The 6,775-nt window shown below is 72.9% G+C and carries 2 protein-coding genes; both read right to left on the reverse strand.

Annotated elements, in window-relative coordinates:
• Positions 1–33: 33 nt before the first annotated feature.
• The gene (locus AB0I71_RS10025; protein ID WP_357582886.1) at positions 34–5,067 is read right to left on the reverse strand and encodes a serine protease; all 5,034 of its coding nucleotides are present in this window, start codon (positions 5,065–5,067) and stop codon (positions 34–36) included.
• Positions 5,064–5,375, reverse strand: coding sequence for a CU044_2847 family protein (locus tag AB0I71_RS10030; RefSeq protein WP_357582888.1), 312 nt, complete (start codon positions 5,373–5,375; stop codon positions 5,064–5,066). Before AB0I71_RS10030 ends, AB0I71_RS10025 begins: the two co-directional genes overlap by 4 nt.
• Between the last annotated feature and the right edge of the window lie 1,400 nt (positions 5,376–6,775).

Here is a 6,775-nt window from a genome sequence, read left to right on the forward strand (position 1 = left end):
TCGAACACGTCCGAGTACACGCACCTCGACGGCCTAGTCGGACTCCTCGGCGGTCCGGCCCGCCTCGACGTACCGGGCGTGCTCGACGAAGTCCGTCACGTCGACGGCCGTCACCTCGTGGAGCAGCCAGCACTCGCGGTCTACGGCGACGTGTCCGCCGTCCGGGGTGGGCACATTCGCGGCGATCTCCCGCTCGCACCGGTCGCAGTGGACCCGCGGCCGAAACCGGGGTGCCCGGCTGGAGACGGACACCGGCTTCGCGGCGGTCCGCGTCATCGGCCGCGCGGTCATCACCAACGTCGCCGTGTCGATGGTCAGGTCGTGATCGCACCGCAGGCAGGTCCACCGGGCCTGCCGGACGCCGTCGCCACTGGTGACGTCGAACGGCACACCGCAGTGGGGGCACTCCAGCCGGCACTGCCACGGCGCGGATGTCCCGTCCCCCGCGCGGGGAGCCGGCAGGAACGGCATGGCCGTGCCGACGCCGACGACCGACTCCGGTGGGGTGTCCGGGGCGCCGTCACCGGTGCCGTCGATAAGCCTGCGGCGGACGTTACGCCACCCCGGCTCGTCGACCGGCTGGCCGGCGAGTTGCTGCTCGGCGAGGTCCCGCAACACGGCCCGCCGCTCGTTGTCCGGATACGCGTCCCACAGTCGGACCCACAGCGGTGCGAACGCGTCGGGTGTCTCGTCCGACAGCAACGCCAGGGACACCTGCCAGCCGTGGTCATCCGGGGCGACCGACAGCAGCCTGCGCCACACGACCCGCCACGCCGGGGTGGCGTCGACGGCGGCCAGCAGCCGGCGCATCGGTCCGGCCTCGTCGGGTCGGGTCCGCAGCAGCTCCTCCAGGTCGTCGGCGAAGCCGTACACGCTGTGCAACGGGATCCCGCCGGTCAGGACCACGCGCAGCGGTTCGGGGTCGGCGGGGTCGGCGGCGACCAGGCTGAGGGTGATCGGGCGCCACGCGGCGGTGCCGCCACCACGGGCCAGCCAGCCGACCGCCACCGCGCGGAACGACGGGTCGCGGAGCAGCGCGGCGCACGGCCCCTCCTCGACAGCGACCCGCCACAGCGGACCCGCCGCGAAGGCGGTCGACCCCGCCGTGGCGAACCAGGCGCGGACCACCGTGGTCAGCTGCGCCACGTCGAGCTGGTCGACGGTCGCGAAGAACACCCGGAGCCAGCCCCGGTCGTCGGCCGATCGCAGCAGCCAGGACAGCGCGAGCGCGCTGCTCCGGTCGACGTCGAGCAACGGCCGGGCGGCCGCGTAGGTGCGGGCCCAGCCCGGTCGCGGTGCCGACAGCCACTCCTCGACGCAATCCAGCAGTCGCCGCCGCACGGCCGGAGACGTCTCCGCCGCCAGGCTGGCGGAGAGCACCTGCCCGGCCGCCCCGTCGTCAGGGTGGTCCCAAACCCAGGTCACGAAGACGTCGACGACCTCGTCGGCGTCGTCGGGTGGCACCGCACGCAAGATCTGGCCCGCCAGCAGCCACCAGGCCACAGTCAGGCCCGTCCGGTCCCGCAGCCATCGAAACGTGTCGCGCGCCGCTTCCAGGCGCCCCGGTTCCGCCGTGACCTGGAGCAGCCAGTAGTGCGTGTAGACGCAACTGTGGTCCTCCCCGCACCGAGCCAGGTGGCCCGCGCCGAGCCGGCGCAGCTCGTCGTCCGGCTCGCCGGTGCTGCGGCACAGGTGGGTGTACACCCAGTGCCACGCCGCTGGCGGTCGCTGCCCCCGCAGCCAGGTAAGCGCCGTGGCCCGCACCTGCGGGTCCCGCACCCAGGTCTCGGGCAGCAGCGTGAACAGCCGCGCCCAGCCCCGACCGTCGTGCGACAGCAGGTGGCGCACCTTCCCGGCCAGGCGGGGGTCCACGTCGTCGCACCGCTCCAAGTGGGCGTGCAGCAGGTCACGCCGGCCCTCGTCGTCCAGCCACGACCAGTCCAGCCACTGCGCGAGGGCGACACCCGCGAGGCGTTCGGCCGGGAAGGCCCGGACCCACGCCTCCAGGGCGCGCCACAACATCGGCGGCACCGGCCCGGCGAGGACCTCCTCGTAGACCACCCGGTGCTCGGGGCGAGGGTCGGCCGCCAACCAGTCCCGGACCAGCCCCCGGTGGATCGGCGCGGCGAGCGGGCCCCGCCCCCGCATCCGGTTGCGGTCGCGCTGGTACAGGGCTGCGACCACCGGGGCCAGCGGGGCGTCGACGGTGAGCTCGCCGGTGACCAGCCGGTGCGCGAGCCGGACGAGGGGGCCGTTGTCGACGGCGGTCTCCAGCGCGTCCGCGAGCAGCATGGCCGCCGCGGGCTGCCGCGCCAGGGTGGACTCGACGACCGGGGCAAGCAGGTCGACGTCGCGGGAGCGGGCCCTACGCCGGACGAGCGGGCCCGCGACCGTCAGCCAGCCCTCCCACTCCAGGTGCCGTTGCAGATACGCCCACACCTCGGCGTCGACGCCCGGGTTGTCGAGGTCGACCAGTGCCCGCAGCAACTCGTCCATGCCCCGGTCCAGCGGCCCGGCGAGCCGGGCGATGGCGCACTCCCGGGGACGCCGATCGGAGCGGGACGGCCACACCTGGTGCTCGATGCGGATCCACTCCGCCAGCACCGGGCTGGCGAGGTCGGTGAGGCCGGGACCGAGCCGGTCGACCACCTCCGCCAGCGCCGACCGCACCGCGGCCTCCCGGGCCCGGACGGCGGCGATCGCGTCGCGCTCCCCCGACCCGCCACCCGCCGCAGCGCGCAGCCGGCGCAGCAGCGGCACGGCGGCCCAGCCCCGGGGTACAGCCGCGAGCACCTCGAGCAGCGCGTCCCGCAGGTGCGCGGTGCGCTCCGCGGCCCGACGGCCGGGTGGGAACCACACCTCGTACATCAGGTCGGCGACGTGGGGATGGGCGAACCAGTAGCCGGGCCGGCCGTCCTCGCCGGAAAGCTGGACGTGCATGTCCTCCCGGTAGGCGGCGAACGCCTGCCGGGTCTCCTCCGCCAACGCGTCGACGGCCTCCTGCGGGTAGCCCACGTAGAGCCGATTGACGGCGAGCAGGTGGGCGAAGAAGTCGGCGAGTTCGGGCAGCCCCTGGCCGGTGATGCGGCGCTGGAACCGCTCGGCGTACTCCTCGATGCCCTCCCCGCTGCGCCACTCGAGGAACAGCTGGGCCGGCAGCGGCACACCCCGCGGCGGAACCGGTGGCGGTGCCATGCCGGTACGGGCGGTGTACCAGCGACGCAGCTGCTCGGTGAACTCCGGCCGGTACGGGTCCAGCGCCATCCCGCCGACGAGCACCTGCCGGCGGTACTCGGCCACGAACTCGCCCCGGTGTTCGGTGGGGGCGCAGCAGACGAAGACCGGGAGTTCCCGCGTGGATCCGGTCTGCCGCTGGTGGGCGAGAGCCTGGAACACCTCCGGCCACGCCGCCCGCCCGTCGTCCTCGGTCCAGGACAGCGGGTCGTCGACGCCGACGACGACGTGCCGCGCCGGACCCAGCTCGCCGGCCCACCGGGTGGCCCGGCTCAGTCGCGTGCCGGCGGGTGGGAGCAGCACCGAGACCCCGGCCCGGGTGTTGAGCCGCGCCAGGAGTTGCAGCAGCAGGACGCTCTTGCCCGCCCCGGACGGCCCGGTGATCCAGAACATCGGCACGACGGCCCGGCCCGCGCGCGCCGACTCCACCACCGCCTGCTCGTACCACGACCAGTACCCCCGCTCGAACTCGTCGAGGACGTCGGTGGCGGCGAAGTACCCGTGCTCCAGGTGGTACAGGGTCGGCTGGCGGTTGACCAGGTAGCCGTGGTCGTCCCGGGTCACCGTGGCCGGCTGGCGGTGCGCCGCCGTCAGCACGGTCACCTCCGACGGCGTGCCGCGGGTGAGGATCCGCGCCAGCCCGACCTCCAGGTCGGCGGCGTCGGCGCCCCGGGTGACGATCTCCCGCACCAGCCGCTCCGCGGTCCGTGCCGGCGCCTCCAAACCGTCGTTGTTGAGCAGGGCGATCAGCTCGCCGGCCGGGTCCCGGTCGAACACCGGCGGGTCGAGGCGGTCGCGCATCCCGCGCACGGTCTCCTCGACGTCGTACCGGTCGTCGTCGCCAGTGTCGGCGACCCGCGCCGCCAGCCACCGGTCGATCTCGGCCACCGGATCGGCGAGGAGCGTCCCCGGAGCCTCGATCCGGTACCGGGGGCGCCGGACGTGAGTCGGCAACGCGGCCGCCGCCGCGTGTACCCGGGCCAGCCGGTCGAGCATCAACCGGAGCGAGCCGGCAGTGAGCGGAGCGGGCGCGGCCAGCCGGTACACCGGCTCGTCGGCGGAGCACCGGCGCGCCTGCCGCCGGATCCGGTCGGCCAGCCGTCCCGGGTCGCTCGCGTGGCCGCCTGCGGCCGCGTCGGCCAGCAGGGCGTACGCCTGCACGGCGACAGTCTCCGGGCGGCTCAGCTCGTCCGGCAGGTCGGGGTCGTCGGCCAGTTCGTCGAGCAGCCGCCACAGGTCCTCGTGCCAGCCGGCCGGCACCGGGACCGGGCGGTCGAGCCCGAGGTGATCGAGGATGTCTCCGACCGGCACCGCGTAGAGCACGTTGCTCGCCCGCCGGGCCCCGGGTGCGGTGGTGCGCTCGCGGACCTGCTCGACCAGCACCGCCACCACCGCGCCGTCCACCGTGACGGCCGCGCCCGAGTAGCCCTGGTACTCCCCCAGTTCCTCCGCCACCGCCAGTTGCAGCACGCCCAGCTCGTGCCCCCGGGCGTTCACCACCCGGTGGCCGACCGCGGACACGGTGCCGGTCAGCTGGACGGACGCGGGTTCCGGACGCGCGGTCACCCGCCAGGCGGCGCCGGATGCCGCAGGCCGGCCGAGCGGTAGCGGCGGGTCCGGTGCCGGCTCGGCCAGGGTCAGTACGGCCGCGTCGATCTCCGGCACCGACCGGATGGCCGCCACGCCGTGCCGGTGGCCGGTCTCCGTGACGAACGCGAGTTCGTCCACCCGCCGGTCCCGGACCACGTGCGCGGCGGTGAGGACCGTCCGCCCGGTCAGGAGGAAGCCGCAGCCCCGCACCTTCGCCCCGGCGAGGACGCGCCCGTCGCTCATGTCCGGCTGAAGGTGACCGTCACCTCGAAGGTCGCCTCGGCGCCGGCCCGCGACAGCAGGACTCCCGCGTCGGCGGTGAGCGTGACGCCGAACGTCGCGGAGAGCTCGCTCACCCGCCAGTTGGGTCGTTCGGGCAGCTGGTCGAGGTCGGCGTTCACCACCTGCGCGCCGGCCACGACGGCGGCCCGCAGCTCATCGAGCCGGTCCCGGAGCCGTTCGTTGACGTTCGCGCCCCAGGCGATCTCCCGCCCAGCGTCGGTCTCGACGACCTGCACGAACACGTTTTCCGGAACGGCCGACTTCGACAACGCGCGCACCCCTCGGTCACCACTGTGGAGCACCCAGCGTACCGATCACGCGACGGACCGGGATCCCCCCCGGCTGTCGGGTGCCCGACCGCTCGCGTGCTCCGAAGCCGTCGGCGGGAGTGGCTCTTCCCTTCCGTGGCGAAATCCGTCACGCCTACCCCAAACCATCCCATCAAAGGTCTCGACATTGGAGGTGCTGGATGGGTTAGCGGTGGACCGGCTGCTCGCCGCAGTGCTGCTGACACTCGGCGTGCCGCTGCTGGCAGTGCCTGCGGCGGTATCGCCCGGGTCGAGGACTACGTCGAGGACGTTGACTTGATGCGACCGCAGATTGAGGACGCAGATCGCGCGGTATCGATGGTTGTAGCGCGAGTGGCTGGAGAAAACGTCAGCGGCAAAGGAAGCTGCAGAGCTTGTCGGTGACGGTGCTGTAGCCATCCCGCCGCCGATGCGTATGCCTCCTGTAGGCGAACCTGATCGATGCGTACCGAGGCGAGGCGGCCTGAGCGGAGGTGTCGTGCTGACGCCTTCGGGTCCGCCGAAGAGGTCACCGAGCAGGAAGCCCTGCTCAGAAGGTTGGCGGTGGGATTCGAGTCTCAGCTCCCGGGATCCATACTGAGCCAGCACCACGGCACCCAGAGCCGCACATCGATGGAACACTGCTCTCCTGAATGGCGTCAGTGGGGCCGGGGACCACAGCCGGCGCCATCCAGACAGGGAGCAGCGAACCCTGACCACTTCGGTGTTCTCTGGGAGGTCACGCCAGGCCGCTGGCCCACATCGCCGCAGTTCAGAGCCCTCCGGGCTGGCCAGAGCCGGTGAGCACTTCGGGCGCGGTGACCACTTCGCCAACCTGCACCCGATCTGCTCCCACCTGCAAGGCCAGCCGATCCAGCAGATCCTTACCGCCGTGACCTGCGCATACTCCCCTATCAGGAGACATAGAGTGCTATCGACTGCCGTTCAAAATCGTGGAGCACTGCGTGTGAAGCAGGACGCGGCACGGATTCTGACCTGCGGAAACGAGAACGTGCAGGTCGGGGTGGGTGCAGTTGGATGCCGTTCAGGGCCGTTGGACGCTGTTCAACGCCGTTCAGTGCACCCGTCTGCTCCCAACCCGCTCCCCCAATCTCGGCTGCGACACCAACAGCGGCTGAGCGGCGGACACGGTCTGCTGCTGCCCACGCCGGCACCGGTGTGGCTGCCGGATGTGACGGTGTCGGGCCATCAGCTGCCATGCGGTCGCTGCCTCCGCGTCACCGTATCCGGCAGCTTCCAACCCGCTCCCGGAGGGCGTCTGTCAGCCCCCGTTACCTTTTTGATCGTCCCCAGCCGGGGACCCTCGGTCGCCCGGCCCGGTATGACTTTCTGCCCCTGTCGTGTGGATGATCCGGGGGGTG

The organism is Micromonospora sp. NPDC049891 (assembly GCF_040660295.1).
GTDB lineage: Bacteria > Actinomycetota > Actinomycetes > Mycobacteriales > Micromonosporaceae > Micromonospora.